This is a genomic window from Candidatus Accumulibacter propinquus, assembly GCF_056856495.1.
Genome location: NZ_JBSEHC010000001.1, coordinates 195,560 through 220,042, shown reverse-complemented (window position 1 = coordinate 220,042; position 24,483 = coordinate 195,560). Strand labels below are relative to the sequence as shown.

The window sequence follows — 24,483 nt, the reverse complement described above, 5'->3', positions numbered from 1 at the left end:
TCATGTCCTCGCTTACTGGTGATTGTCGGTATACGGCAGCAGCGCCAGGAAGCGCGCCCGCTTGATGGCCACCGACAGCATGCGCTGATAACCGGCTTTGGTACCGGTCAGACGCGCCGGCATGATCTTGGCGTTTTCAGCGATGTACTCCTTGAAGAGGTCGACATCCTTGTAGTCGATCTCTTCCATCTTCTCGGCAGTGAAGCGGCAGAACTTGCGCCGCTTGAACAAACCACTGCCGCGCTTCTTGACATTCTTGTCATCCTTCTTCTTGAAGAACCTGGCCATCTTGATTTCCTTCGACAAATTCGATCGTAGTGATATGCAGCCTGGGCTGCTTGCTGTTCCGGCTCCTGGCGGCAAGAAAACCCGTCAGATGCAGCGCCGCCCCCGGGCTTGCCGCCTGCAACCACTGTGCCGTCGCACCCAGGGCAATCGCCTGGATTTCACACTCGACACGGCGTGGACTGCCTGCTTCAAGCTGCTCTGACTGATGCCCGACCAGGCATTCGCTGACCGGCACACCAGCCGGTGTAAAACGCAGCGCCTTGCGCTCGATCAGGGTTCCGGTGAGCTCGACGCGGTTCAGCAGCGCCTCGTCAATCAGGCGGCTGGCTGTCCGGCAGTCGCAGCCGGCGCCGGCTCACGGACTTCCAGCAGCGACTTGGACTTCTCATCCTTCATCATCGGCGAAGGCGTACTGACGGCACGCTTGGTGCGTATCGTCAGATGACGAAGAATGGCGTCGTTGAACTTGAAACCGTGTTCGAGTTCGGTCAGCGTGGCGTCATCGCACTCGATGTTCATCAGAATGTAGTGCGCCTTGTGCAACTTCTGGATCGGATAGGCGAGTTGGCGGCGTCCCCAGTCTTCGAGACGGTGGATCTGCCCTGCACGTGTGGCAACAAGTGTCTTGTAGCGCTCGACCATCGCCGGGACCTGCTCACTCTGGTCCGGGTGGACGATTAAAACGATTTCATAGTGGCGCATGCACACTCCTTATGGGTTAACCCCCCGCCATGCGAACGGTGGGGCAAGGTGGAAAAACCGCGTATTATAGCCGCCTTGCCGTCTGTCGAGCAACGCTTTCGCCGCGCAAGGGTTTGCGGCGCTCCGGCCGGCACCGGAAAAGGAGCGATTCGCGCCACCGTCCACCCTCAAACCGGAGCGCCGTGATGCCTCAGAAGTCCTTGTTTCGCCGCGACACGCCCAGCTGGACAATACAGGTGTGGCTATCATTCGGTATTGCCGTCACCGCCTGCATCATCGGTGTCTGGAACATGCCTGGTCAGGAACTCGACCGGGCGTTTCTGGCGATTGGTTTTTGTTTCTGCCTGTTCGCCTCGTTTACCCTCGCGAAGATGATCCGTGACAACCGCGATGCAGCGGTTGACACGACGCCCTGGGTGATGACGGTATGGATCGGTTTCTTCGCCGCAGTATCCCTGACCGCCTGGGGCCTGTTCAGGATGACTATCGGCGGCTGGGAAAAGGGCTATATGATCGTCGCCTGGCTGTTCCTGGTCAGCTCGGTGTTCACCCTGGCGAAGACCGTTCGCGACAAGCAGGAAGCCGATCTGATGGAAAGCGTGCTCGATGTCGAACACAGATCCGCGCCGCTCGATTCCACGGAGAACTGACCGAGGCGCGCGCCGCACTGCACGACCCAATCAGTTCGGCGTGAGATGCCGGTAGTAGAGCGCCCGCAGATATTGCGCCACCTCTTCGACATCCTGCCCGGTCCACCCGAGTCCGGCGACATCCTGCCAACGATTGACTTCCCGGCGCAGGCTGTTGTCATCGGTCACCAGTTTTTTCTCGCGCCAATGCACCTGTGTGTCATGGCAGGCGATGCAATGCGTCGTATATAGCAACTCGCCGCGCGAGGCCTGGGGGATCGGCTGAGCACCGACATCACCGACAACGGCCAGCAAGGAAACCAACACCGGGAGCATCAATCTGGGAAACATGTCCATTCCTGTCAGCGTTACGATTTCATTGATTCTGCCGAGCGGCATCCGGAGCCAAGGGGCACACTCGGTATCCCTTTCCTGCGGTGCACAGTATGAGCCCGAATCCCCGCTCGCGGCACCTTTCGACCGCCAGGCGGCTGTAAGATTGACCATCAGGGGAACACGCGCTACATTCAGGGTGGAGGAACAGGCACCTCGGCTTTCCTCTCCTCTCAAGTTTCCGTAGCGCGGAAAGGGTGGAAGAATGAGTTCGTACCGTCGACGCCTGTCGAGCGTGATTCTTGGCGGCGCAATCGCCTTCCTGAGCCTGCCCTCGGCAAATGCTCAGCAATACAACAGCGACGGATCGGTACGTCCCGACCCCGCGCTGTCGCCTGAACAGACTGACCCCGGGCCGGTGCTCTCGCCCGACGCGGTGCGACCGGAGCGTGCACTCGCACCGGAACAAACCCACCCTGGGCCGGTGCTCTCACCCGATGCCGTGCCGCGCGACCCGGCCCTTTCCCCGGAAGAAACGACCTCATCGCCGGTGCTCTCACCGGACGCCGTCCGCCCAGACCCGGCGCGACCACCCGATTAGCACAACCCGTCCCGGATTCCATGCCTGGCACGCTCTACGCGTATGCACCGCGTAAATACATCGGTGCATACGCAGTCACCTCGACCACAACCAGGCATGTCCGTTGCTTGACCGACCCGGCTATTTGGCTCGCAGCACGATCTCGATTCTGCGGTTCTTGGCACGCCCTTCCGGTGTCGCATTGGACGCTACCGGTTGGTACTGCCCAAATCCCTCGGCAACGAGGTTCGTCGGATCGACGCCCTGCGCTTGCAGATGCCGTACCACATCCGCGGCACGCGCCGCCGAAAGTTCCCAGTTGCTCGGATAACGGGCCCGCAACGCCCCGCCAATCGGCTCGCTGTCGGTATAACCCTGCACATCGATCCAGTGGCCGGTCAGGCCAACCAGGGTCGGAACCGCCTGGTTGATCACATTCCGACCCTTGGCGTGCATTTCGGCACTGCCGGAAGCAAACAGGATCTCATCGACGAAGGTCACCACCAATCGATCCTGGAGTTGTTTGATCTGCACCTGGTCCGCCGCAACTTCCGACTGCAGTTGCCTGTTCAGCGCCTGGTATTGCCGCTCGAGCGTCTGCGCCTTCTGCGTCTGTTGCACCTGCTGATCGTAGGTCTGCTGCGATACGCAGCCTGCCGCCAGCAACACACTGAACGGCACCGCCAATGTCCAAATTCTCATCTCTGCGAACTCCTTCATCAAGGTAAGGCCAGCGCGTTCGAGTCGCCGGACGGCAGCAATGATAGCGCACCTAGGTCCCGACAGCGACTCCGGCCACACGGCCATAAGGCGCCAGGAATTCCACCGCGCCCTGAAATATCAGGCCCATACCCATCGCTGCGACGAAAAATCCGACGATCCGCGTTGCGGCATCGATGCCCTGATTGCCGATCTTGCGCAGGATTGGCTTGGCGTAGATCAGGGATAGATAGGTAGTCCCCAGGCACGCCACGATCGCCGTGCAGGCGGCGACGAAATGGACCAACTCGGTATCCGACTGCTTGATGGTCGACGCCATGCTGATCACTGTTGCAATCGCTCCGGGACCGAACATGATCGGCATGGCGAGCGGAATGAAGGCAACATCGGTCTGCGTGTCCGCCCGTGGAATCAAACCGCCCGACGGCGTAGGCGCAAACAATTCGAAACCGACGCGGGTCAGAATCACCCCACCAACCACCCGCACCATGCTCAGCGGCACTTCGAACAAGCGTAGCAGCAACGTGCCGAAAAACAGAAAGAAAAAACACAACAACATCGCGTAGAAACAGGCCCTGCGGGCGACACGGCGCTGCTCGTCGTCGGACTTGCCGTCCATCAATCCGAGATAGACCGGAATCGCCTCCAGCGGGTTGATGATCGCAACCAGCGTGGTAAACAGGCTGATGAAAAGGGCAATGGCAGGTTTCATGGGGCTGCGGTCCTGTTCAAGACATAAGATCACTCACCCGGGGCAACGAGCAGAATCCTCATGAGGGGCAAGCGACGAGCGCCGTGAGGCTATCACAAACATTTGTCACGGCGACGATTCCTCGACGCTAACCGCGGCCGGATCCGCAAGCGGGCGCTCGTTGACCGAGTCGGCGCAGCAGCCGCATACTCCGGGGCATGGTTTTCAGTTTCCTGTCCTTCGTTCACCTGACCCTGGCCGTGGCGGTTTCCCTACGCATCTTTTCACGCCGGAGTTCACGCGGATCAGCCCTGGCATGGCTGCTGCTCGTTCTTCTCGTACCCGCCGTCGGCGCGCTGGCTTATCTCCTCATCGGTGAGCGCCGCCTCGGGAAGACCTGGATGCAAAGAGCGATTGCCCTGCAACCACAAATTCTGCGCTGGGCACAGCGTATCCCGGCCACGACCGTGGTTTCGCCAGGCTTCCTGGACCGGGGGGCCGAGAGCATCAGTCGCCTCGCCACGGGTTCGATCGGTCTGCCCCTGCTGGGTGGCCATCGCCTGCAGCTGCTCGCCGACAGTGCGTCCATCATGCGCGCGCTGATTGCCGACATCGACGCCGCCCGCACGTCAGTGCACATGGAGTTCTATATCTGGAGTGCCGGCGGTTTCGTCGACGAACTGGTGGCGGCGCTGGTCCGGGCCTGCGAGCGTGGTGTCTCGTGCAACGTCCTGATGGATTCGCTGGGCAGCCGCGCCTTCTTCCGGAGCGAAGCGCTCGCAGGCTTGCGTCGCGCCGGCGCGAACGTCGTCGAAGTCCTGCCGGTCAATCCGCTGCGGGCCCTCTTCGTCCGCCTGGACCTGCGCGACCATCGCAAGATTGCGGTCATCGACCGTCGCGTTGCTTATACCGGAAGCATGAACATCGCCGACCCTCGCTTCTTCAAGCAGGATGCCGGAGTTGGCGAGTGGGTGGATGCGATGGTCCGCATCGAAGGGCCGGCGGCCTGGGTCCTCGAAGCCGTCTCGCTGTCCCTGACGGCACTGCAGACCGGAGCCGACTTTGCCCCCCCGCCACCGCCCGAGCTGCCGCGAACCGGCGACAGCCACGTCCAGATCTTCCCTTCCGGTCCGCAGGGCGCCACCCGGCACATCGAAGCGCTGCTGCTGACCGCGGTGTACGCGGCCCGCCGCGAGATCGTCCTGACCACCCCCTACTTCATTCCCAGCGAGCCCTTGCTGACCGCCCTGCGTTCAGCCGCGATACGCGGCGTCCGCGTCATCCTGATCGTGCCGGCGAAGGTCGATTCGCTGCTCGTCCGCTACGCCAGCAACGCCTATATCGAGGACCTGCTGAGCGTCGGAATCACCATCCTGCACTTCGGCGACGGGCTGTTGCACACCAAGAGCATGGTCATCGATGAGCAGATCACGATCTTCGGAACGGTCAATCTCGACCTGCGCAGCTTCGAACTCAATTTCGAGGTCTCGCTGATCGCTTACGACCAGGTCTTCGCGGTCCAGACCCGCCGGCTGCAAAGCGAGTACGAAGCAAGATCGCTACCGCTGCAACTCGCACAGTGGCACGCCCGGCCACAGTGGCGGCGACTGCTGGAGAACGCCGTACAGACCATGAGCCCGCTGCTCTGACATCGGCAATGTGCTGCGACAGAGAGCCGCTAGAATCACGGACCATGCACCCGCGCCGCCTCCTTCCGACCCTCCTGCTGCTGACCGGCCTCAACGCGCACAGCACAGCCGTCGACCCGGCGGCCGACGGCGACTGGGCCATGTTGCTGGGCCAACAACTCGCGGTACTGGACCGGCAGCCGGAAGACCCGGTGGCGCGCAGGACGGCCTGGCGCGCCGCCATGCGCCTCGGACTCTATCAACAGGCCGCGGCACTCGCGGCACCGCTCACTGGTGACGAGCAGCGCGCCATGGAGGGCGACCGGATCGCGCTGGCAATCCGCTACGGCATCATCGACCGCAACACGCTGCGCGGGCCGGCACGTTTTGTGCGTCTCGACCAGGCCCTGACCGCCAGCGATACCCTGGCGGCAGAGTTTTTCGCTGGCAGGACGCCCGATGCCGAGGAACTGCGGCGGCTCAGCGACCGCCTGAGTGCCCTCGCCGCCCGCCGCCGCGCGGCCGATGCCGTCGAACTGTACGAAACCTTGTTGCAGCGCGAGTTGCCGGTACCTCTGTGGGCCAGGAAAGCGGTCGCCGGCAGCTATCTCGAACGGCGGCGTCCGCAGCCTGCGGTGGAACTCTACAAACAGGTCGTCACCGCCAGTCCCGATGATTTCGACGCCAACCTTGGGCTGTTCTACGCGCTCGTGGAGAACGAGGAACTCGATGCGGCGAGCGCCCATATCGACCGCTTCGCCAGTCGTTTGCCGGAACGTCGCCACCTCGACGGGAAATACAACGGCGAACGTCTGAGCGCCGACATCACCGCCGACCAGGCGCGCACCTACTCCGACCGCCTGCAGGCAGCCGAGCAACGGATCAGCGCACGCCGAAGCTCCATCCCCTACAACAGCGAAGCCCGCCAGGCCGCCGCCAGCCTGTACCTGGCCCGCGGTTGGCCACAACTGGGGCAGCAGATGTTGCGCCGTACGCTCGGTTCCGATCCTTTAAACCCGGCCCTGCACGCCGATCTCGCCGAAACGCTGCTGACCCTGCAGGATTGGCCGGCAGCCCGGGCCAGCCTCGACGACGCAGAGCGGCTCGACCGCGACAGCAGCGGCGCGCGGCGCGCGCGCGAAACCCTGGCGCTGCACGATCGCCACGAACTCCATGTCGAGTCCGGCTATGGCCAGGGAAAGGATAACGGCTTCCTTGGCAATCGCGACTGGGTGGTCGACAGCTTCCTGTACAGCCGCCCACTGGCCGAGCGCTGGCGAGTCTTCGCCCACAATTACAGCAGCACCGCCGATTTCGACGGCAGCCTCGGCAGGTGGCTACGCTCCGGCGTCGGCGCCGAGTGGCGCTGGCTGAACTGGCGGCTGACTGGCGAGATCAATGGGGGGAGCAACACCAAACCGGGTCTGACCGCAAGCGCTCGCTGGAAGCCGGATGACCACTGGACACTCTACGGCACGGCCGAGAGCGTCACCAACCAGATTGCGCTGCGCGCCGTGGCCGACGGGGTCGAGGCCAGCCGGGTCAGTGTCGGTGCCGACTGGCGCGCTCACGAGTCACGCAATTTCGCGCTAGCGCTCGCGGCCAGCGATTTCTCCGACAACAACCGACGCACTGCGGTCAATGCCGCCTGGTTCGAACGCTGGTACAGCGGTCCGCGCTGGATGTTCGAGACCACGCTCGGCGCCGACGCCTCGCACAACACACTGAGCAGCCCCGTCAGCTACTTCAACCCGGCCAACGACCATTCGCTGTGGTTAACCGCGGCCATCGAAAACCTGTCCTGGCGTCACTACGACTACTCCTTCCGGCAACGTCTGGCGCTGACCGGCGGCCGCTACTGGCAGGCTGATTACGCCGCGGGTGCCATCGAAGCGATCGAATACACTCATCGCTGGGAGCTGGATCGCAACCTCTCGCTTCGCTACGGCATTGGACGCAGCCTGCGTCCCTACGACGGGGTCAGCGAAGGACGAACATTTGGCACGCTGGTGATGTTATGGCGCTTCTGATCCGCGCCCTGCTGGCCGCTGCGCTGTGCTGCCTGTGCACGCTGCCGGCGGCACAGGACGCTCCACGCAAGGACACACGCGACGACAACTCCCGCTTCATTGCGCTGAGCTACCACGAAGTGCTCAGTGACCACGAGCCCTTGACGCCAACCGCGGTACGCGCCAGCGACCTTGCCGCGCAATTCGCCTGGCTGGCGGACAACGACTACCACCCGGTGAGCGTCGACCAGATTCTCGCCGCCCGCAGGGGCGACGAACCCTTGCCTGCGAATGCCGTGCTGTTGACCTTCGACGACGGCAAGAAGGACGTCTACAGTCGTGTCTTTCCACTGCTCAAGCTCTTCCGGTACCCAGCCGTGATCGCCCTGGTCGGTCAGTGGCTGGACGTCCCGGCCAACGCGATGGTCGATTACGACGGCCAGCAGGTAGCGCGCAGCGCTTTCGTCACCTGGCAGGACGTCAGGGAAATGCAGGCCTCGGGACTGGTCGAGGTGGCCTCGCACGCCTACAGCCTGCACCATGGCATCCTCGCCAATCCGCAGGGCAACACCCAGCCCGCGGCGACGACGCGCCTCTACGCGGACGGTCGCTATGAAGATGACCGGGCCTATGCTGCCCGCCTCGGGGCCGGCCTGAAGAACGTGCTCGGCGAGCGTCTCGGCAAATCGCCGCGCATCATCGTCTGGCCCTACGGCCGCAGCAACCTGGCAGCGCAGGAAATCGCCGCCGGCCTCGGCATGCCGATTGGCCTGAGCCTCGAGGACGGCCACAACGACGCGCGCACACCGAAGGCGGCATGGAAACGGCAGTTGATCGAAAACAGCCCCTCCCTGCAGGCCTTTGCCGAAATGCTGCGCGCCGCCTGGGCGCCCGACCCGGCACGCAGCGTGCACATTGATCCCGGCCAGTGGACCGATCTCGAAGCCGGGCTCTCGGCGACGCTCGATCGCCTGCTGACCTTGAGCCCGAACATCGCCCTGGTCAAGCCAACGGTCGTGCGTGACGGCCGGGAGGCGGTGCTTTTTCCGACCCATCGGCGACCGGTTGCCGCCGATGTGCTGAATCACATCGCCTGGCAGACCGAGCGGCGCGCCGGCGTGCCGGTATTCATCGATCTGCCCGAAGACTGGCTGAACGAGCCGGAACTGGTCGGCGACCTCGCCCGACACGTCAACTTCGCCGGCCTGCGCATCAGGGCGGCACCGGGAAGCGACGCCGCGCAGCGACTCCGGCAAGCTGCCGGGCAATGGCGCTGGCCATTGCGACTGATCTATGCGCGCCAGGAACCACCACCCGCTCAGCCAGGACAGCCACTGCCCAACGGCGATCTGCTGGCCGTGGCAGCCGGCGAATCGACCATGGCCACCTTGCCAAAGGCGCTTGCCGACCAGGTGCTGTTCGAATTCGATCCGCGCCTGCCGGCGGCCGAGATCGCGCGGCGAATGCGTGAACTCGACGCCGCGGGTTTCCGCCAGTTCGGTCTCACCGGCTTTCCGGAAATTGGCATGGACGCCATCGCACCGGTCCTCTCGCTGCGCTCGCAGCCGCAGCTACGATGACCCTGCCTGCCCTGCTCGGCGACCTCTGGGGCGCGATCCTCGCCTACGTCTTTTTCTATCCGGTACTGATGTCGCTGGTCTGGATGATCGGCGGCATCGGCTTTTACCTGCGTTTCGAGCGCAAGCCGCATCGCCGTGTCGACCAACCGCCGCTGCGCGAGCACTACCCGCTGATCGCCGTCCTGGTGCCCTGTTACAACGAGGAAGCGAACGTCGAAGAAACCGTCGACGCCTTGATGGAGTTGCGTTACCCCAACTTCGAGGTGATCGCCATCAACGACGGCAGCAAGGACCGTACCGGCGAACTGCTCAACACGCTGGCAGCCCGCTACCCGAAGTTGCGCGTCATCCACCAGGTCGAGAACCAGGGCAAGGCGGTCGGGCTGAACACCGCGGCGCTGCTGACGCGCGCGGAAATCCTCGTCGGCATCGACGGCGATGCGCGTCTCGACCCCCATTCGCTGCACTGGCTGGTGCGCCACTTCGACGAACCACAAGTCGCTGCCGTCACCGGCAATCCGCGTGTGCGCAACCGTTCGACGTTGCTCGGCCGCATCCAGGTTGGCGAATTTTCTTCGATCGTCGGCCTGATCAAGCGCGCACAGCGTTCCGTCGGCCTGATCTTCACCGTCGCCGGGGTGATCACTGCTTTCCGACGCAGCGCGCTGCACGAAGTCGGCTACTGGAGTCCGGAGAAGCTGACCGAGGATGTCGACATTTCCTGGAAACTCCAGATGGCCGACTGGGAAGTCCGTTTCGAGCCGCGCGCGCTGTGCTGGATCCTGATGCCCGAAACCCTGCGCGGGCTCTGGAAGCAGCGTCTGCGCTGGTCGATGGGCGGCACGCAGGTACTCCTGGACTACTGGCCGCAACTGCTGTCCTGCAGGCGGGCCAGACTCTGGCCGCTGTGCATCGAATACGCTTTGAGCATCCTCTGGGCGTGCCTGTTCGCCTTGCTCGCGGTGTATCGGGTGACTGACCTGGTGCTCTATCGGATCGACCTGCAGAGTGCCCCGATTCTGCTCCTCGGCTGGGCCGGCCTGCTGATCGGAACAACCTGCCTGTTGCAGATGATGCTCAGCCTGATTCTCGACCGTCCCTACGACCACGGCCTGCTCAGGAACTACTTCTGGACCATCTGGTATCCGATAATTTACTGGGTCATCACGGCCGCGACGTCGGTGGTGGCCCTGCCCCGGATCCTTCTCCGAGACACCGGAAAACGTGCACGATGGACGAGCCCCGACCGCGGCATCAAACCCGACGCCTCCCACTGATCATCGAGAGGCCAGACCTGGCGCACCCGCTGCGGCGCGTGCTGGCGCTGTTTGCCACCTCGCTCGCCTGGTTGCTGTGGTTGGCCATGTGGATTCCGTTTCTCGCGGCGCTTGGTCGCCACCTGGGCTACCCGTTGCCGGCGATCGCTTTCCCGAGTCAGGTCAGCCTCGATTCGTTTTTTGCGCTGCTGCGCATCGGCCCCTACGTCGTCGGCTGCGCGGTGGCCGTGGTCGCACTCAGCTACCTGCGGGAAAAGACTCGCCCCGTCAGGACCGACGAGCGCTGGCGCCCGATCGGCATGGCACGCCTGGCAACCGGCGCGGCCCTCGACCCGGACCGACTCGCCGAATGGCAAACCGCACAGATCCTGTACGTAGCGCATGGCCCACACGGTCGGGTCAGCAGCGCCAGCAGCACCGCCCCGCGGCCGCCGCTTCAGGCAACATCCTGAAGCCACGGGCCATGGACCATAGCGGCGATGCACGGCACCACCCCAGACCCTGGTCGAACGGGAGGATACCGATCAATGTGGCGGGAACGTCCTCGCCGCGATGTCACGGTTGGGCGCGCCATGACCAGCCGGCGAGCGGGCGCGTCGCGGTGCCGGCTGCCCCCTTGACTTCGCTTGCCCGAACCGCAGATACTCCGCTGCCAGCTTACCGGTGTGTTTGCGCGTTGACGCTGACCCTGGCAGGCTTGCCGCAGGCCTGACCATGTCCTCAACCACGCCATGGCGAGGAGCCGTATGAATACCGAAGCACCAGAACGGAAGCCGAGCGGATTCAAACTGTTTCAGGGCCTGTTGCCGATTCAGAAGGCCGCGGCGTTCCGCGACGCGCTGGCCGGTTTCACGCTGGCGGCGATGAACGTGCCGCAAGCGCTGGGTTACACCAAGATTGCCGGGACACCGGTGATCAGCGGCCTGTATACCCTGCTGCTGCCACTGCTGGCCTTCGCTGCGTTTGGTTCATCACGCTATCTGGTGGTGGCGGCAGACTCGGCGACGGCGGCGATCCTCGCTACTGGACTGGCGGGCCTGGCTGCCGTCAATAGCGAACATTACCTGGCACTGGCCAGTCTGGTAGCCCTGCTGACCGCCGGATTTCTGCTGCTGGCACGCCTGTTCAAGCTCGGCTTCCTGTCGGACTTTCTGTCGCGCACGGTATTGGTCGGCTTCCTCACCGGCGTCGGCTTCCAGGTGAGCATTGCCGTGCTCGACGAAATGCTGCGTGTGCCGGTGAGCAGCCACCAACCGCTGGGGCAGTTATTGACGGTCATCCGCGAGTTGCCGCAGGCGCATTTGCCGACAATGGCGGTGGCCATTGGCGTCATCGCCATTGTCCAGGCGTTCCGGCGTTTTGCTCCCCGCCTGCCCGGCGCGCTGATCGCCGTGGTGGCCGCGATCTCGGCCAGTGCGGCCTGCGATTTTGCCGGGCACGGGATTGATGTCATCGGACCGGTGAGCGGTGGCCTGCCACGCCTCGCGCTGCCCCCGATCGACATGTCGATAATCACCCGCTTATTGCCCATCGCCGGCGCCTGCTTCATCATGATCGTCTCGCAAAGTGCGGTAACCGCCCGTGCCTACGCGACCCGGCATCACCAGGCTCTCGACGGCAACCGGGACCTGCTGGGCCTCGCGGCGGCCAACGCCGCGGCGGCGTGCAGCGGCACCTTCGTGGTCAATGGCAGTCCGACACAGACCGCCATGGTCGAAACCTCCGGCGGCTCAAGCCAGCTCGCGCACCTGTCCACGGCCCTGGTGGTCATGCTGGTGGTGCTGTTTCTCACCGGCCCGCTGCAGTACCTGCCGATCAGCGCACTCGGCGCAATCGTCTTCACCATTGCCATCCGCATGGTGGACCTCAAGGGCCTCGACGACCTGCGGCAAAAATCCCGCCACGAATGGCTGCTGGCACTGGTCACCGCCGGCGCCGTCGTGGTGCTCGGCGTTGAACATGGCATCCTGCTGGCCATCGCGTTGTCCCTGCTCGATCACGTGCGCCGTGGCTACCGACCGCATACGGCGATCATGTTGCGAGACACCGCGGACAACTGGCGCATGGAACCGGTCATGCCGGGAAAACATTCCGAACCGGGCCTGGTCGTCTTCTGGTTCGGCGCCGATCTCTATTACGCCAGTGCCGGTCACTTCTGCGAGCAGGTACTGGCACTGGTGCACGACTCGCCGCAGCCGGTGCGCTGGCTGGTCGTCGATGCCGGTGCCATCACCGGCGTGGACTACTCCGCCGGCGCCGCCCTCAAGGACCTGCACGAGAACCTCCGGAAGCACGCCGCGAGCCTGGCGTTCGCGCACGTCAATGCGGACTTGAAAGCCAACCTCGATCGCCTGGGTTTGACCGAGCTCATCGGCGAAAACCGGCTGTTCGACAAGCTGCGCGACTGCGTCGCCGCCTACCAGGCGCAATGAACGGCGGGCAATCAGCAGCGGCCGCCGAAACGACGCCGCAAACGTCACCCACACCGGCGCACCGTCACCGCAGCCGCTTGTGCAGTCGTCTGGCCTGCCTGGGCGTGCTGCTTTGCTGCCTGAGCGGCAGCATCGACGCCACCCCGGCCGATCCCGCGCGGCCCGCAGCTCGGCCATTACGCGTCGCAACCGGCGTGCTGGAGCCGTTTGTCATCAAGCAGGACAAGCGCCTGACTGGCTTCAGCATCGACTTGTGGGAGGCCCTGGCGCGACGCCTGAAGTTGGAGTACTCCTGGGTCGAATATCCATGGGCATCCAGTGACGAACAGTTGCGGGCAGTGCAAAGTGGCGGGGTCGATGTCGCCATATCCAAGCTGGTGATGACGCCCGAACGTGAAGCGATGGTCGACTTCTGCCATCCCTATCTCGACTCGGGGCTGAAGATCATGGTTCGCGTCCAGAACGACAGACCGGTACTGACGGCGATGCTGTCGCTGGTGTCGTCGAACGTCTGGCCCTTCCTGGCCGCCGCCATCCTCATCGTCTTCCTGCTCGCTCAAGTCTTCTGGCTGGTCGAGCGGCGCAGCAATCCCGACTCACAAAAGGGTTATATCAGGGGCGTTCTCGAAGGGCTATGGGGGGTGTATCTGTTGATCGCCACCGGCGAGAACAGTGATCGCAACGCCCCGGGAGTCGCCAGGCGTCTGATGGTCGCCCTGATCTGGTTGATCGGTGTGGTACTCGTCGCCCAGTTTACCGCCACAGTGACCGCATCCCTGACCTTGCAACAACTCCGCTCGAGCATCGAAGGTCCTGGCGACCTTCCGGGCAAGACGATCGCCACGGTCCCGGCGTCGATCGCTGCCCGCTACCTGCAGCAGCGCGGCTTGCCGTACAGCGAAATCAGCAGCAGCGAAGAGGGAATCGCGATGCTCATCGATGGCCGCATACAGGCCCTCGTTTTCGACGCGCCGAGCCTGCAGTACTGGGCAGCCCGGCGTGGTCAGGGAGTGCTCAGGGTGGTCGGTCCCATTTTCGGCCCGGAGAAGTACGGCATCGCGATCGCCCAGAAAAACCCCTTGCGCAAGCGCATCAACGAGGCGCTGCTCGCCATGTACGCAGATGGCGAATACGAGCAGATCCACAACCGATGGTTCTCACCCGGCAGCTAGACGCTCGGCGACGAGCCGGGGCAACAGCAAATTTCAACGCCCATATGCAGCGCCATCCGCGGCCGAACGGCGTGCACCGTGTCGATGCGGTCTTCGTTTCGGCGCTTTTCCCCGGCAGTGCCGATTGACGGCGATTGCCAAGACCGGACATACTTCCGGGTGTCGCCCACCCAACCCTGCAGGAGTCAAGCATGTCCAGAAATTTCATCGCGTGCGTATCCGCATTCACACTCGCCCTGTTCCTGACGGCGTGCGCCGTACCCGGAACACAGCCGGGTGAAATGGAAATTCGCACCGGAAAAATCGAACAGATCAATATGGTGCAGTTGCACAGCGATCACCACGCCGGCGTCGGTGCCGTTGTCGGTGGTCTCGCCGGTCTCGGGATCGGCAGCCTGATCGGTGGTGGTACCGGGCGCGATGTGGCGATGGTGCTGGGGACCGTCGGCGGCGCCATCGCCGGCAACGAGGTCCAGAAGAAATACGACCAGCCGATTCCGGGCCAGCAGATCGTCGTCCGTACCGGCAATGGTGTCCTGGTTTCGGTAACGCAACCGGTCAATTCCGGTCTCTACCAGGGCCAGCGGGTATTCATCGAAGGCAACGGTGAAAACGCTCGCGTCGTCCCGCGCTGACGGCCAGGACCTTCGCCGACGCCGCTGACCCGCTCTCGGAAGAACCAGACATGCCTATCCCTTCACCCGGCCACGGCGGATGCCGTCCTGACTGTCAGCAACAACGGTCCCCCGCCCGTGGCCTGGTGTTGACCGGCATACTGTTCTGCGTGCTGGCGGGGTGTGCGCCCGACGCCTGGCGACCCGACAGCCCCTATGACGCATTTCTCGACCAGATTCAGAGAAAATGTGGAGACGAGCGGATCGGGAGCAAGAGCATCAGCGGGGATTTCCTGCAAGAGGGTGATGCGTATTTCCTGGACGTGACCTCGCGCTACTACCACCGGGAAATCACCGAGCAGGACTACGTCGATGCACTGTCCGGAGCTTACGGCGCCAGGCCTGACGAGCCTGGCCTGCGCTGCCTGTTGAGCGTGCCGCGCAACCTGCTACCGCCAGTCGAAATGTAGACTGCAACAATGGGCAACGGCCGCATTCTCGCCGCGACTTGAACAACCGTGATTTCATGCTATCCTCAAGTCAAGTCCTGTCGGCTCCTGGCCTTGACCAGTGGCTCGCATCCGATCCCGGCATCTGGCAACACGAAGAACATGCTGCCGGCCTTGCGGGACTTGCTTGACATCACGATCACCTCGGGGTGGATGAAATGGATAGCAGAACCCGGCACCTGATAAAGACATTGTCCAACAGCCGATGGTCCAGCTGCTTTTTCTCGGCAGCTTCGCTGGGCTGCCTGCTGACCGCCTTTATGGCACCGGCGTCCGCTGAAATCCTTCTTGGCCCGTCGGTGCCTGCACCCGGTGCGAGTGTTGCCGCCCAGAGCGCTCAGTACAACCGCCAGCGGGCAATCGTCGAGCAGTCCAGGAACAGCAGCGGTGAGTTTCAGTTGAGCCCTAATATTGTCCTGACCAACGGTTTCAACTCCTGGGGCGGCGTCAATCCCTGGGGTGGCGTCAACGCGTGGACGGCAACCGGATCACCGGCGGCGGCCGGGGCAGCCTACAACCGGCAGCGCGCAATCGTCGAACAATCCCGGAACAGCAGTGGCGAGTTCTGGCATAGCCCCAACATCATCATGACTGACGGATTCAACACCTGGGGCGGCGTCAACTCCTGGGGTCGCGTCACCGCCGGGACCCCTACCGGATCGGCCGCCGCCGCAGGAGCGGCCTACAACCGGCAAAGGGCAGTCGCCAACCAGGTCTTCATGGGCAACGACTCCTCTTCGAGCAAGCACAGTGCGCGTGCCAACGCGTACCGGAATCAGGGTCACTAGACACCACGCGGCAACCTGGAGTCATTCGCGGCGCTCACTGGCGGGAAGAGCGTTGCGCTGCTGCGCCGACTGGACCCTCTCCTTGCCGAAAGCCGGCGCCAGATACGCTGCCAGCCGGTTTCTTCGCTGGCTGACCCTGTTTCAGTACAACGGGGCCGGACGCCGTGGAGCCACGCGTGCAGGCGCCGCGGGTGGTGCGAGTTGGCCGCCCTCATCCTCCCAGGTGCGCAAGCCATCTTCCAGTTGCCACTGCTCCAGCTGCCGGGTACGACGGCCAATGGCAAGAACCGCTGCGGCACAGCCGGCCACCGCCAAGGTGAGGAAAAGTACTCTGCTGCTCATGTGCCTACCATGCCTTTGCGTATGGTCAACCATGCCATCAGCCGGAGCGACGCCCGCTGATGAGGTTGACCAGGATGGAAACCACGGCGATCACCAGGAGGATGTGGATGAAGCCGCCCATGGTGTAGGACGTAACGAGGCCCAGAAGCCACAGGATGATGAGAATGACGGCGATGGTGTAGAGCATGACGAATATCCTTTCCAGGTTGAACCAGACTTTTCCCGATCAAGCAAGCGCGAACCCGGCCTTGATCGGTTTCTTGACCACCGGCCGGGGTTTCACCCCGCCGCCGGTACTGCCGAACTCGATACACATTCTCGGCTTCGGGTTCCACAAGTTCGGTGTGCTGGCGTACACATTGCGCAACTTTCTCTCGTGAATCCTGCCGTTCAAGAAACCGACCGGCACGGCGGCCACCCGCTTGTCCAGCGCGAGCCCTCTGTTCGCCAGCGCACAGACCCGGCGCGCGCCGCAGGCTATTCTTGACGAAGATGCAAGGGAGAGCGAAGTCGCCACTCATCGTCGACTGCCCCCTTCGGCCGGACCCTTTTTCAACCGCAAGGAGCGACTACCATGTCAAAACGAGACGAATATATCGAGAAGATGAAACTTCAACTCGACGAGGTCAATGCCAGGATGAACGAGTTGCAGGCCAAGGCCCAGGCAGCCAAGCAGGATGCACGTGACACCTACGAGGCAGAGATGGCCAAGCTGCGCCAGCAGTCCCAGCTTGCGCTCGCCAAACTCGACGAACTGCGAGTAGCCGGCGAAGACACCTGGGAGACCATGGTTGCCGAAATGGAGAAGATACGCGACGCATTCACCCGTTCATTTCACTACTTCAAATCACAACTCTAGGCTCTAGGCCAAGCCGCAGCAGCGGCTGAGCCGTTTCGCCCGACAACACGTTCAATCGCCTGAAGACGCCCGGCAAGGCATCGGCGCCTGCGGTGGCAACCTACACAAACAAGTCGAACGCCTGTAGTCCGGACAAGGCGACCGCGCAGAGCAGCACGGTCGCCTTTGTTGCGTCGGGCGCACCCGAGTTGTCAAGTACAACGATCGAAATCCTTACGGTCGCCAGGATGAATGTCGTGGCCTGCTGATCTCTCTGCGATCCGATTTGCAGACTGTTTTGCCTGGTTGTCTAGAAGGAAGATGGCGTACCGCTGGGGAGGCGGTGCCGATGCCGCGAAAGCACATGCTTGTCTGGGTACCCAGGAACGAAGGTCGGGCACGCTGCCTGCGGGCTGGCTGTACCGCGCTCAAGCTGGCGCTGGCGCGGCCAGCGAATCGCCGACGATTTCGCGCACCAGCGTGGCTTCCGATTCGGTCCTGGTCTGCGCGACGAGCACGACATGGCCGCTCTGGATGGCATCCAGCACAAACTCGGAAAACTTCCCTTCTTTCTTCTCTTCCGTCTTTTCAGCACCCACAGCAGCACCAACCAGCCCCCCCAGGGCCGCTCCCCAGCCGAGCATGGCCAGCGGCCCAATCAACGGGCTGGCGACGAACAGCGTCACGTTGGCAGCGATCAGAGCGACTTCCGCCACGACACCTAGACCCGTGCCGACTGCTGCGCCGACGGCGCCATCGACCAGCACGTCCTTCAGCGCTTCATCGTCATCGGCCATCCTGCTGTTGCCGACAGGCTGCGCGTGGTCGACGATATTGACCTGTTCGCGCAACAGGCCGCGTTCGATGAGGCGGTCGCAGACAGCCTCGGCTTCTGCGCGACTGGTATAAATTCCGCTGACGATATGACTTTGCTGGTCCATGGTGATCTCTCCTGCGTAGTGGTGGAACATCAAGCGGCCTGTACAAGAGCAACGTTGCACCCGCCCGCCGGCCAACGCGATCCATACAGCCACCGCGGGCAGGTAACCATCCTAGTTCCGACACGCAAGCAAGTATGTACGCTGGCAAACAGAACAGCGAGCGGGGTAGCGGCATGGTCTGCTGGTGACCAGCGTCGGAGCGCTTGTTCTGGCCCACAGACGATCAAGCGCCGCAGACCCCCACACGGTGCTGCCACGAACGACGTACTGGAAGCACAACCGACAACGTAACCCGCTATCCAGATCCGGCGGGCGGATCCCGATCAAAGCGGTAGTTGCTCGCCGCGTACAACTGCCATCCCCCATTGCCTGTGAGTTCCAGCACCTGCGGGTGATATTTCAGGATCGAAGGACGGTGGCCAACGCTGATCAGCGTCGTCCCGCTGGCTGCCAATTGCTGGTAGAGGCGGTCCTCGTTGGCAATGTCGAGTGCGCTGGTGGCTTCATCGAGGATGGCGTAGCGGGGCGCCGAGAGCAGTACGCGGGCAAAGGCCACGCGCTGTTGCTCGCCCACCGACAGCACCTTCGCCCAGTCCAGTTCCGAGTCCAGGCCATCGAAGCGGGCGGCCAGGTCAGGAAGATTGACTTTCTCCAGCAAGCGCAGCAGTTCCTCGTCCGCGATCTCCCGATCCCCCAGCGGATACAGCAACTGGCTGCGCAGGCTACCCAGCAGCATGTAGGGGCGTTGTGGGAGAAACAGCATTTCGCTGGCTTCCGGCTGTATGATGCGACCGCTTCCCGAGCGCCACAGACCGGCAATCGCGCGCAATAATGAACTCTTCCCGCAACCGCTGGCGCCGACGATCAGCACGCTCTGGCCCGGACTGATCGTCAGCGAAAGGTCCTTGATCAGCGTTCGAGCATGGTTGGGCGTTTCGACGGTCAGGTTTTCGATGGCCAGGCGGGAATTCTGCACGAAGGCAATGCCATCCTCGGTCTTTGGTTGATCGCCTTTCGCCGCGGCGACGAATCTGGCAAAGCCATGCAGGCGATCGATCCCTGCGGCAAACTTGCTGAAGGCTTCGAAGTTATCGACAATCACCGTCAGCGCGCTGAGAATCGCCGCGAACGCGCCGGTCGCCTGGATCGCCCGGCCAACCTCCAGTTCCCCCGAGATGACGCGCCCGGCAATGATCGCACTGGGCAGGATGATGATCATGAATCGGTAGCCATACTGGAACAGGTTCAGATGCAGTTGCGCCTTGATGAGCCTTCTGAAATTGCTGAAGGCCGCATCGAAATGCCGGCTGACCTGCCGCAACTCCTGTAGCTCGCCGCGATAGAACGCAATGGCCTCGGCGTTTTCGCGAATGCGCACCAGGCTGAAGCGAAAATCGGCTTCGCGTTTGAGTTGGTAAAAGTTGAGGCCGATCAGGATCTTGCCGAACACCAGCAGCGTCACGGCGGTGCCGACAAACGCATAGACGACCAGAAAGGCGACCATTTCCCTGGAAATCGACCAGAGAATGCCGCTGAAGGCGACGAGCTGCAGCACGGCGCCAACCATCACCAGCAGGAAGTGCAGGGATTCCTGGGTAAAGGTTCTGATGTCTTCGGCCATGCGCTGGTCCGGATTGTCGATCTCGACACTGGCATTCAGACGGTAATAGGCCCGCTTGTTGAAATAGCTGCCGAGAAGACGCCGCGTCAACCATCGCCGCCAGAGCAGGCCGAGCTTGTCGCGCACAAAGTAGTAGAACGCATAGATCGGTACGGCCACGACCAGGATGGCAAGGCACTTCTTGATCGCACTCCAGAACCTCACGGCGTCTCTTGCCGCCAGTGCCGAAGTGAATTCCCCGGTCAACTGATTGAACAGCACGTCGACGCCGGTCTGCCCCAGCAGCAACATCACCAGCAGGAGCAGCAGACCCCTCGCTGGCCATTTTTCTTCCCGGAACCAGTAGGGTATCGCGATCGCCCGGAAGCGCTGCCACAGATGAAGATCAAAGCGGATCATGGCTGCACCAGCATCGGTTGCCCCCTTGCGCCAAGGCAAGGTCAAGACTCGGGTCGGCGATCAGTCGCCTGCCGGGCAGCACCTCAAGAACAGCAATAGGGGCGCATGGGACCTTGCCAAGCACCCGCATCGATCGCCAGGGCGAAAATGAGAGCACCAAGGAACGCCTCCCGGGCTCGCGTGACGCACGGATACCGGCGCCGCTACCGGAGAATACGACAGGAGCATGGCGTGTGATGTCTTAGAAGCCGTGCTCCTGCAGCACTCACTTATCCTTGCCGACAAACGACAGCCTTGCCGGGCTACCGGCGGCGCCCGCCTGAACCTGCTGGGTTTGCCATACCCCGTCGATCTGGGCAGCAACCCGGTAGGAGCCCGGCGGCAGCTTCAGATACAACAAGGGCCCGTCGCTGAGTGCAGAATGCAGCCGCCTCTCGTTGCCCGGCGCCACGCGTGTGACAGTAAAGGGGATGCCGGCAAGGTAGCTGCCGCGCTGCTCGCTGAACACCACGTGTACGTTGTAGGATGCCGCCGCCTTGCGCATCTCTTCCCGCGCTTCGTCGCCAACGCCACCACTCATCCAGGCAAACTCTTCGTGTGGCGCGCTGACGGTGTTGGCCCTGCTCACGTCACCCACCGCCTCGGCCAGCAGCGGCGCGCACGGCAAGGCAATGAACAGGGCCAGCAGCCCACTGTGGAGGGAAACGCGGCGGAGCCGCTGTGGAATCTGCATATCGAACGTTGTCAGTGGGTTAGTCATGCTCTGCTCCAGAAATCAACCACGGTCGGACGCGAACAAGGCATGCGCCAAACCCGGTCCGGCGATCTGCCGAATCCACTGGTTGTTCGTTGATTATCGTTGCGCGTGGCCGACAGCGTCTGTACGCCAGCGTACTTACGCCGATGCGCGGCGCCACGGCAGGTACCGGCAGCGACTCTGAGCCCATCGCTCATTGATCACGCCCCTGGCCACGGCCGCCACCGTGGTATTGGTTGTTTTGCCCCGGGTGACCATCGCCCCGGTACTCACCCCGGTACTCGCCCCGGTACTCGCCCCGGCGCTCATCTCGTCGGTCGTGCCAGCGGTCACCGTGAAATTCCTGGTAGCGCGGAACGTATTCGTGGTTGTACCAACTGTTCCGCACGAAATAAACCCGTTCGCCACAGGCATTGTAGGCGCCGCAGTGTCGGCGCCAATGTTTCGCCTGGCCAGGTGGAACATTCAGGTAGATCGGCGGACGACTCACCGGCACCCGCCGCTCGATGACCACCGGCCTCTGGTATATGAGCTGCGGCGGCGGATAGCCCCCGATGTCCACGTGCCCGTAGAAACCGGGCTGGCCGATGCTGACCGATACACCAAGGTCGGCGGCAAGTACCGTCACGCTGGTAGCGACGGAGAGAACTGCGGCAACTATTAGACGTTTCATGATGGACCCTTTGTTGTCGGTACTTTTGACCAACGCACCGGCATAGACGCTCGACGACGATCGTGTTGTGACGCCTTGTCACGATCTGTGCGCGCCGCGATGCCAGCCAAAACACACCGACAGAACATGCGAATGCCACAACGCCGGCGATTGCCGACCCGCACCCGCGCCCATCTTCCACTCCAGGGCATCGGAGATGCGACCGAAAACCTGGTCCTCACCTTGCGGCAGTGGTCCTCAGCGAGGAGGAACGATGACCACCGTGCCACCGCTGGTCGTTCCCTTTGCACCCGTGTTGCCGCGGGCACCCGTGTTGCCGGTCGCGCCCGTATCACCCGTCGCCCCGGTATATCCCGTCGCCCCGGTGCTTCCGGTAGCACCGGTTCCGCCACTGGCACCGGTGTCGCCGGTTGCACCCGTATATCCGGTATTACCGGTATTGCCCGTTGCACCAGTGTGCCCCGTCGCGCCTTGTGGCCCGGCCGGACCCGCGGGAAGTGTGAAGCAGGCGCTCAATGCGAGCGTCGTCAGTGTGGCGGCAATCAGCTTCGAATAGTTCATGATGATTCCTTCTTATTGACTTAACGGATCGACCCACGTCATGGTGAGCAATCCCCCGGACTTGATCAGATCCCGGCGGCAATATTCGGCGGCGGCGGATCGGGCCATCGCTACAGCAAGGACGGAACCTGACCGACCTTCGGAAGCCACTTGAAAACTGGTTTCCGAGGTCAGCGCAGCACCGTTGGCGATGAGACTAAGAGAACCCGCGCACGCCGTCGGTACGCTGGCACGCATACTCTGGGTATTGACCGACACGACGGAGTACCGTCCGCCTGACTCACGAGAACACGCCGAGATCCGGGGAGCTTTACGTTTCCTTAACGCCTCGACCTCGACTATTAGTTCGATCTTAATGGCGCCTTTGGTAACGTTGGGTTTCTGACCCGCTTGTTCATTCGGAGGTGGCATGGACCCGCTATACCTACTGCTCGCCGCTGGTTTCTTTGCCCTCACAGCCTGGCTTGCCTTGATCTTTGAAAAAATTCGGAGGCAAAAATGAATCTCTTGTATTTGATTGCTCTGATTGGCGCGCTAGGCGTCTTTGTCTACCTTGTCGCAGTTCTCTTTTTTCCGGAGAATTTTTCATGACTGGCAACGGCTATCTGCAAATCGGTTTCTACCTTGCCGCACTGCTGCTGTTCGCCTGGCCTCTGGGCATCTACATGGCCAGCATCTACCAGGGAGACATTCCGCTATTCATCCGTTGGCTGCGCCCGGTCGAGCGTGGCCTGTACCGGCTGGCCGGCGTCAGCGATGCAGACCAGATGCACTGGACACGTTATGCCGTCGCCCTGCTGATCTTCAATCTGCTGGGCCTTGTCGTCGTTTATGCCCTGCAACGCCTGCAAGCCGACCTGCCGTTCAATCCCGACGGGATGGCCGGCACAACGGCCGATCTGGCCTTCAACACCGCCGTCAGCTTTGCCACCAACACCAACTGGCAGAGCTACGGCGGCGAGTCGACGATGAGCTACCTGACCCAGATGCTCGGCCTGACGGTCCAGAATTTCCTGTCTGCCGCCACCGGCATGGCCGTGCTGATCGCGCTGGCCCGTGGTTTCGTGAATCGGGAAGCGAATGTGGTCGGCAATTTCTGGGTGGATATGGTGCGCTCGACGCTTTATATCCTGCTGCCACTTTCCCTCTGTCTGGCCGTGGCACTAAGCAGCCAGGGCGTGGTGCAGACCTTTTCGGCTCACCATACCGTGACGCTGATGGAAGCCCTTGAATATCAACAACCCAAGCTCGCTTCCGACGGTCAAGCGCTTCTGGATGACAATAACCAGCCGGTGACCGAAAAGGTAACCACCCATGAGCAGACCATCGCGGTCGGCCCGGTGGCGTCGCAGGTGGCCATCAAGCAACTGGGCACCAATGGCGGCGGCTATTTCAACGTAAACTCGGCGCACCCCCTTGAGAACCCGACCCCACTCTCCAATTTGCTGGAGATGCTGGCCATCCTGATCATCCCTGCCGCCCTCTGCGTGGCCTTCGGCATCTACATCAAGGACCGGCGCCAGGGACTGGCCATCCTGGCGGCGATGACCATTGTCCTGGTTGCGTTGATTAGCTTGTGTGTCGCGGCCGAACAGGCCGGCAATCCGCTGTTCGAACGCCTCGGGCTAGCTACGCAAGCCTCCGACTTGCAGTCCGGCGGCAACATGGAGGGTAAGGAAACGCGTTTTGGCGTGGTCAATTCAGCGCTGTGGGCGACGGTAACGACGGCGGCCTCCAACGGCTCGGTCAATGCCATGCACGACTCGTTCACACCCCTCGGCGGACTGGTACCGATGTGGCTGATGCAACTCGGCGAAGTGATCTTCGGCGGCGTTGGATCGGGCCTCTACGGCATGATCATCTTCGCGCTCGTGGCGGTTTTCGTCGCCGGCCTGATGATTGGTCGCACTCCGGAATACCTGGGCAAGAAGATCGAGGCTTTCGAGATCAAGATGGCCGCCGTCGCCATCCTCGTGCCGCCGCTAGTGGTGCTGGTCGGTACGGCCATGGCGGTGATGCTCGATGCGGGCCGGGCCGGCATCGCCAACCCCGGCGCGCACGGCTTCTCGGAAATCCTCTACGCCTTCTCGTCAGCCGGCAACAACAACGGCAGCGCCTTTGCCGGGCTGTCAGCCAATACGCCGTTCTACAATACGCTGCTGGGCTTCGCCATGCTCTTCGCGCGCTTCTGGATCATCGTTCCGGTACTGGCCATTGCGGGCTCGCTGGCTGCCAAGAAGCGCATCCCACCCGGTGCCGGCACGCTGCCGACGCATACTCCGCTGTTCGTCCTTCTGTTGATCGGCACGGTGATCGTCGTCGGCGCCCTGACTTTCCTGCCGGCACTGGCGCTCGGCCCGATCGTCGAACAACTGCAAATGCTTGGCATGCACTAAGGA

General features: G+C 62.7%; 30 protein-coding genes. 17 read left to right on the top strand and 13 right to left on the bottom strand.

Features of this window, described 5'->3' with window-relative positions; translation table 11 throughout:
• Positions 1 to 12: 12 nt before the first annotated feature.
• From rpsR to rpsF, 3 genes are read right to left on the bottom strand one after another with little or no spacing between them, the layout of a single operon-like run.
• Positions 13 to 288, bottom strand: coding sequence for a 30S ribosomal protein S18 (gene rpsR / locus AC15MQ_RS01000; protein ID WP_034923543.1), 276 nt, complete (start codon positions 286 to 288; stop codon positions 13 to 15).
• Entirely contained in the window at positions 260 to 589 is a 330-nt protein-coding gene (gene priB / locus AC15MQ_RS00995) for a primosomal replication protein N (protein WP_287669690.1), read from the bottom strand. Before priB ends, rpsR begins: the two co-directional genes overlap by 29 nt.
• Before the next feature lie 14 nt (positions 590 to 603).
• A complete protein-coding gene (gene rpsF, locus AC15MQ_RS00990; protein ID WP_287669494.1) occupies positions 604 to 990 on the bottom strand; it encodes a 30S ribosomal protein S6 in 387 nt (128 codons plus the stop codon).
• A 200-nt stretch (positions 991 to 1,190) separates the two neighbouring features.
• Here rpsF and AC15MQ_RS00985 point away from each other — a divergent pair, with 200 nt between their 5' ends.
• Positions 1,191 to 1,640: a YiaA/YiaB family inner membrane protein gene (locus AC15MQ_RS00985; RefSeq protein WP_287669495.1), complete on the top strand. Its 450-nt coding sequence runs from the start codon at positions 1,191 to 1,193 to the stop codon at positions 1,638 to 1,640.
• A 30-nt stretch (positions 1,641 to 1,670) separates the two neighbouring features.
• Here the strand turns inward: AC15MQ_RS00985 and AC15MQ_RS00980 are convergent, their stop codons facing one another.
• Positions 1,671 to 1,970, bottom strand: a complete 300-nt coding sequence (locus tag AC15MQ_RS00980) for a hypothetical protein (RefSeq protein WP_483079070.1) — start codon at positions 1,968 to 1,970, stop codon at positions 1,671 to 1,673.
• A 247-nt stretch (positions 1,971 to 2,217) separates the two neighbouring features.
• Between AC15MQ_RS00980 and AC15MQ_RS00975 the strand changes: the two genes are divergently transcribed.
• Entirely contained in the window at positions 2,218 to 2,553 is a 336-nt protein-coding gene (locus AC15MQ_RS00975) for a patatin-like phospholipase domain-containing protein (RefSeq protein ID WP_287654603.1), read from the top strand.
• A 120-nt stretch (positions 2,554 to 2,673) separates the two neighbouring features.
• Here AC15MQ_RS00975 and AC15MQ_RS00970 read toward each other — a convergent pair whose 3' ends face one another.
• Positions 2,674 to 3,234, bottom strand: coding sequence for an OmpA/MotB family protein (locus AC15MQ_RS00970; protein WP_287669499.1), 561 nt, complete (start codon positions 3,232 to 3,234; stop codon positions 2,674 to 2,676).
• A 70-nt stretch (positions 3,235 to 3,304) separates the two neighbouring features.
• Positions 3,305 to 3,964 (bottom strand): MarC family protein, encoded by a 660-nt coding sequence (locus tag AC15MQ_RS00965; RefSeq protein ID WP_483079069.1) that lies wholly within the window; start codon positions 3,962 to 3,964, stop codon positions 3,305 to 3,307.
• A 197-nt stretch (positions 3,965 to 4,161) separates the two neighbouring features.
• Here AC15MQ_RS00965 and cls point away from each other — a divergent pair, with 197 nt between their 5' ends.
• The 10 genes from cls (at position 4,162) to AC15MQ_RS00915 (ending at position 15,952) form a co-directional block, all read left to right on the top strand.
• Entirely contained in the window at positions 4,162 to 5,592 is a 1,431-nt protein-coding gene (gene cls, locus AC15MQ_RS00960) for a cardiolipin synthase (RefSeq protein WP_483079068.1), read from the top strand.
• 44 nt (positions 5,593 to 5,636) lie between these two features.
• Positions 5,637 to 7,601, top strand: coding sequence for a poly-beta-1,6 N-acetyl-D-glucosamine export porin PgaA (pgaA, locus tag AC15MQ_RS00955; protein WP_483079067.1), 1,965 nt, complete (start codon positions 5,637 to 5,639; stop codon positions 7,599 to 7,601).
• Entirely contained in the window at positions 7,589 to 9,160 is a 1,572-nt protein-coding gene (gene pgaB / locus AC15MQ_RS00950; RefSeq protein WP_483079066.1) for a poly-beta-1,6-N-acetyl-D-glucosamine N-deacetylase PgaB, read from the top strand. The genes pgaA and pgaB overlap by 13 nt, the downstream gene beginning before the upstream one ends.
• Positions 9,157 to 10,437: a poly-beta-1,6-N-acetyl-D-glucosamine synthase gene (gene pgaC / locus AC15MQ_RS00945; protein ID WP_483079065.1), complete on the top strand. Its 1,281-nt coding sequence runs from the start codon at positions 9,157 to 9,159 to the stop codon at positions 10,435 to 10,437. The genes pgaB and pgaC overlap by 4 nt, the downstream gene beginning before the upstream one ends.
• The gene (gene pgaD / locus AC15MQ_RS00940) at positions 10,392 to 10,889 is read left to right on the top strand and encodes a poly-beta-1,6-N-acetyl-D-glucosamine biosynthesis protein PgaD (RefSeq protein ID WP_287654612.1); all 498 of its coding nucleotides are present in this window, start codon (positions 10,392 to 10,394) and stop codon (positions 10,887 to 10,889) included. Before pgaC ends, pgaD begins: the two co-directional genes overlap by 46 nt.
• 294 nt (positions 10,890 to 11,183) lie before the next feature.
• The gene (locus AC15MQ_RS00935; protein ID WP_483079064.1) at positions 11,184 to 12,869 is read left to right on the top strand and encodes a SulP family inorganic anion transporter; all 1,686 of its coding nucleotides are present in this window, start codon (positions 11,184 to 11,186) and stop codon (positions 12,867 to 12,869) included.
• On the top strand, positions 12,866 to 14,041 hold the full coding sequence (locus tag AC15MQ_RS00930) for a transporter substrate-binding domain-containing protein (RefSeq protein WP_483079063.1): 1,176 nt from the start codon (positions 12,866 to 12,868) through the stop codon (positions 14,039 to 14,041). Before AC15MQ_RS00935 ends, AC15MQ_RS00930 begins: the two co-directional genes overlap by 4 nt.
• A gap of 191 nt (positions 14,042 to 14,232) precedes the next feature.
• Positions 14,233 to 14,676 (top strand): outer membrane lipoprotein, encoded by a 444-nt coding sequence (locus tag AC15MQ_RS00925; protein WP_287669510.1) that lies wholly within the window; start codon positions 14,233 to 14,235, stop codon positions 14,674 to 14,676.
• Between the two features lie 128 nt (positions 14,677 to 14,804).
• Positions 14,805 to 15,125: a hypothetical protein gene (locus AC15MQ_RS00920; protein ID WP_287669511.1), complete on the top strand. Its 321-nt coding sequence runs from the start codon at positions 14,805 to 14,807 to the stop codon at positions 15,123 to 15,125.
• Between the two features lie 197 nt (positions 15,126 to 15,322).
• Positions 15,323 to 15,952, top strand: coding sequence for a hypothetical protein (locus tag AC15MQ_RS00915; protein WP_350497633.1), 630 nt, complete (start codon positions 15,323 to 15,325; stop codon positions 15,950 to 15,952).
• A 141-nt stretch (positions 15,953 to 16,093) separates the two neighbouring features.
• On the opposite strand, the gene AC15MQ_RS00910 is transcribed toward AC15MQ_RS00915, so the two are convergent.
• Complete coding sequence (locus AC15MQ_RS00910) at positions 16,094 to 16,294, bottom strand: hypothetical protein (RefSeq protein ID WP_483079062.1); 201 nt, start codon at positions 16,292 to 16,294, stop codon at positions 16,094 to 16,096.
• 37 nt (positions 16,295 to 16,331) lie between these two features.
• The gene (locus tag AC15MQ_RS00905) at positions 16,332 to 16,481 is read right to left on the bottom strand and encodes a lmo0937 family membrane protein (RefSeq protein ID WP_287654619.1); all 150 of its coding nucleotides are present in this window, start codon (positions 16,479 to 16,481) and stop codon (positions 16,332 to 16,334) included.
• On the opposite strand from AC15MQ_RS00905, the gene AC15MQ_RS00900 reads away from it, so the two are divergent.
• The 3 genes from AC15MQ_RS00900 to AC15MQ_RS00890 all read left to right on the top strand — a co-directional run bounded on the left by AC15MQ_RS00900 (position 16,480) and on the right by AC15MQ_RS00890 (position 17,401).
• Complete coding sequence (locus AC15MQ_RS00900; protein WP_483079061.1) at positions 16,480 to 16,674, top strand: hypothetical protein; 195 nt, start codon at positions 16,480 to 16,482, stop codon at positions 16,672 to 16,674. The two genes, AC15MQ_RS00905 and AC15MQ_RS00900, sit on opposite strands and share 2 nt — an antisense overlap.
• A gap of 194 nt (positions 16,675 to 16,868) precedes the next feature.
• Positions 16,869 to 17,153 (top strand): sll1863 family stress response protein, encoded by a 285-nt coding sequence (locus AC15MQ_RS00895; protein ID WP_483079060.1) that lies wholly within the window; start codon positions 16,869 to 16,871, stop codon positions 17,151 to 17,153.
• 92 nt (positions 17,154 to 17,245) lie between these two features.
• Positions 17,246 to 17,401 carry a hypothetical protein gene (locus AC15MQ_RS00890; RefSeq protein ID WP_483079059.1) on the top strand — a complete coding sequence of 52 codons (156 nt, stop codon included), beginning with the start codon at positions 17,246 to 17,248 and terminating at the stop codon, positions 17,399 to 17,401.
• 159 nt (positions 17,402 to 17,560) lie between these two features.
• Here AC15MQ_RS00890 and AC15MQ_RS00885 read toward each other — a convergent pair whose 3' ends face one another.
• The 5 genes from AC15MQ_RS00885 to AC15MQ_RS00865 all read right to left on the bottom strand — a co-directional run bounded on the left by AC15MQ_RS00885 (position 17,561) and on the right by AC15MQ_RS00865 (position 22,084).
• Positions 17,561 to 18,073 carry a hypothetical protein gene (locus tag AC15MQ_RS00885; protein WP_287669515.1) on the bottom strand — a complete coding sequence of 171 codons (513 nt, stop codon included), beginning with the start codon at positions 18,071 to 18,073 and terminating at the stop codon, positions 17,561 to 17,563.
• Between the two features lie 295 nt (positions 18,074 to 18,368).
• Positions 18,369 to 20,093: an ABC transporter ATP-binding protein/permease gene (locus AC15MQ_RS00880; protein WP_483079058.1), complete on the bottom strand. Its 1,725-nt coding sequence runs from the start codon at positions 20,091 to 20,093 to the stop codon at positions 18,369 to 18,371.
• Between the two features lie 265 nt (positions 20,094 to 20,358).
• A complete protein-coding gene (locus AC15MQ_RS00875) occupies positions 20,359 to 20,853 on the bottom strand; it encodes a hypothetical protein (protein ID WP_287654624.1) in 495 nt (164 codons plus the stop codon).
• Positions 20,854 to 21,043: 190 nt separating this feature from the next.
• Complete coding sequence (locus tag AC15MQ_RS00870; RefSeq protein ID WP_483079057.1) at positions 21,044 to 21,523, bottom strand: hypothetical protein; 480 nt, start codon at positions 21,521 to 21,523, stop codon at positions 21,044 to 21,046.
• Positions 21,524 to 21,760: 237 nt separating this feature from the next.
• Positions 21,761 to 22,084 carry a collagen-like protein gene (locus AC15MQ_RS00865; protein WP_287669520.1) on the bottom strand — a complete coding sequence of 108 codons (324 nt, stop codon included), beginning with the start codon at positions 22,082 to 22,084 and terminating at the stop codon, positions 21,761 to 21,763.
• A 498-nt stretch (positions 22,085 to 22,582) separates the two neighbouring features.
• Between AC15MQ_RS00865 and AC15MQ_RS00860 the strand changes: the two genes are divergently transcribed.
• Entirely contained in the window at positions 22,583 to 22,675 is a 93-nt protein-coding gene (locus tag AC15MQ_RS00860; RefSeq protein ID WP_483079056.1) for a potassium-transporting ATPase subunit F, read from the top strand.
• Positions 22,672 to 24,480: a potassium-transporting ATPase subunit KdpA gene (gene kdpA / locus AC15MQ_RS00855; protein WP_483079055.1), complete on the top strand. Its 1,809-nt coding sequence runs from the start codon at positions 22,672 to 22,674 to the stop codon at positions 24,478 to 24,480. Before AC15MQ_RS00860 ends, kdpA begins: the two co-directional genes overlap by 4 nt.
• The last annotated feature ends 3 nt before the right edge of the window (positions 24,481 to 24,483 follow it).

Coding starts and splice junctions, on each gene's coding strand:
- rpsR (WP_034923543.1), bottom strand. CDS start 288: ATGGCCAGGTTCTTCAAGAAGAAGGATGACAAGAATGTCAAGAAGCGC.
- rpsF (WP_287669494.1), bottom strand. CDS start 990: ATGCGCCACTATGAAATCGTTTTAATCGTCCACCCGGACCAGAGTGAG.
- AC15MQ_RS00980 (WP_483079070.1), bottom strand. CDS start 1,970: ATGTTTCCCAGATTGATGCTCCCGGTGTTGGTTTCCTTGCTGGCCGTT.
- AC15MQ_RS00975 (WP_287654603.1), top strand. CDS start 2,218: ATGAGTTCGTACCGTCGACGCCTGTCGAGCGTGATTCTTGGCGGCGCA.
- AC15MQ_RS00970 (WP_287669499.1), bottom strand. CDS start 3,234: ATGAGAATTTGGACATTGGCGGTGCCGTTCAGTGTGTTGCTGGCGGCA.
- AC15MQ_RS00965 (WP_483079069.1), bottom strand. CDS start 3,964: ATGAAACCTGCCATTGCCCTTTTCATCAGCCTGTTTACCACGCTGGTT.
- cls (WP_483079068.1), top strand. CDS start 4,162: ATGGTTTTCAGTTTCCTGTCCTTCGTTCACCTGACCCTGGCCGTGGCG.
- pgaA (WP_483079067.1), top strand. CDS start 5,637: ATGCACCCGCGCCGCCTCCTTCCGACCCTCCTGCTGCTGACCGGCCTC.
- pgaB (WP_483079066.1), top strand. CDS start 7,589: ATGGCGCTTCTGATCCGCGCCCTGCTGGCCGCTGCGCTGTGCTGCCTG.
- pgaC (WP_483079065.1), top strand. CDS start 9,157: ATGACCCTGCCTGCCCTGCTCGGCGACCTCTGGGGCGCGATCCTCGCC.
- pgaD (WP_287654612.1), top strand. CDS start 10,392: ATGGACGAGCCCCGACCGCGGCATCAAACCCGACGCCTCCCACTGATC.
- AC15MQ_RS00935 (WP_483079064.1), top strand. CDS start 11,184: ATGAATACCGAAGCACCAGAACGGAAGCCGAGCGGATTCAAACTGTTT.
- AC15MQ_RS00930 (WP_483079063.1), top strand. CDS start 12,866: ATGAACGGCGGGCAATCAGCAGCGGCCGCCGAAACGACGCCGCAAACG.
- AC15MQ_RS00925 (WP_287669510.1), top strand. CDS start 14,233: ATGTCCAGAAATTTCATCGCGTGCGTATCCGCATTCACACTCGCCCTG.
- AC15MQ_RS00915 (WP_350497633.1), top strand. CDS start 15,323: ATGGATAGCAGAACCCGGCACCTGATAAAGACATTGTCCAACAGCCGA.
- AC15MQ_RS00910 (WP_483079062.1), bottom strand. CDS start 16,294: ATGAGCAGCAGAGTACTTTTCCTCACCTTGGCGGTGGCCGGCTGTGCC.
- AC15MQ_RS00900 (WP_483079061.1), top strand. CDS start 16,480: ATGACGAATATCCTTTCCAGGTTGAACCAGACTTTTCCCGATCAAGCA.
- AC15MQ_RS00905 (WP_287654619.1), bottom strand. CDS start 16,481: ATGCTCTACACCATCGCCGTCATTCTCATCATCCTGTGGCTTCTGGGC.
- AC15MQ_RS00895 (WP_483079060.1), top strand. CDS start 16,869: ATGTCAAAACGAGACGAATATATCGAGAAGATGAAACTTCAACTCGAC.
- AC15MQ_RS00885 (WP_287669515.1), bottom strand. CDS start 18,073: ATGGACCAGCAAAGTCATATCGTCAGCGGAATTTATACCAGTCGCGCA.
- AC15MQ_RS00880 (WP_483079058.1), bottom strand. CDS start 20,093: ATGATCCGCTTTGATCTTCATCTGTGGCAGCGCTTCCGGGCGATCGCG.
- AC15MQ_RS00875 (WP_287654624.1), bottom strand. CDS start 20,853: ATGACTAACCCACTGACAACGTTCGATATGCAGATTCCACAGCGGCTC.
- AC15MQ_RS00870 (WP_483079057.1), bottom strand. CDS start 21,523: ATGAAACGTCTAATAGTTGCCGCAGTTCTCTCCGTCGCTACCAGCGTG.
- AC15MQ_RS00865 (WP_287669520.1), bottom strand. CDS start 22,084: ATGAACTATTCGAAGCTGATTGCCGCCACACTGACGACGCTCGCATTG.
- AC15MQ_RS00860 (WP_483079056.1), top strand. CDS start 22,583: ATGAATCTCTTGTATTTGATTGCTCTGATTGGCGCGCTAGGCGTCTTT.
- kdpA (WP_483079055.1), top strand. CDS start 22,672: ATGACTGGCAACGGCTATCTGCAAATCGGTTTCTACCTTGCCGCACTG.